This is a genomic window from Planococcus sp. RAB007_Raresut, assembly GCF_057369535.1.
This window is the reverse complement of the sequence record NZ_JBXYIF010000029.1, coordinates 1-500: the sequence shown is the minus strand read 5'-3', so window position 1 is coordinate 500 and position 500 is coordinate 1. Positions and strand designations below refer to the sequence as shown.

1 pseudogene is annotated in these 500 nt (G+C 55.0%); it reads right to left on the bottom strand.

From position 1 onward, the window contains the following. Positions 1 to 500, bottom strand: a pseudogene (locus tag AC2Q9J_RS17585) (peptidase M23); the annotation flags it as partial.

Here is a 500-nt window from a genome sequence, read left to right as displayed (position 1 = left end):
GGAATCGGTTTGGCAAATTCGCCGGTTGAGGTGGTGCAGTTCATCGTTAATCCACCTAACGAGCTAACAACTTTGGTGACGTTCGGAACCCAGTGTGCGTTCAGGTTCGTCGGATCGTTACTAGCCCCTATCGGTGCATAGACGGAACCCAGATCGGCAATCGTCACCAGTCCATCCTGGATAATCCGGTTGTGGAGAGTCAGACCCATCGAGGCAATGCCTTCTTCAAGCGTTCCGAAGACCATCAATCCATTGGCCCCCATCAAACCGCCGGGATTGTTCTTTTCCACCACGGCCGATGATGTACCATGTGCGGTTTCGTGCAACGCAATGGCTGCCATCAGAACGGGATCAATCCCCCGTTCTTCTGCCACTTCCAGAAACACATCTCCCATCCCGCTAAAAACGCCCGCAGAAGCGATGTGTTCGTTCCAAAGGGCTTCGTTCATTTCGCCGTCCGGCGCACAATACGCGCCGCCCACAGAGCCGGAGAGAGCGCT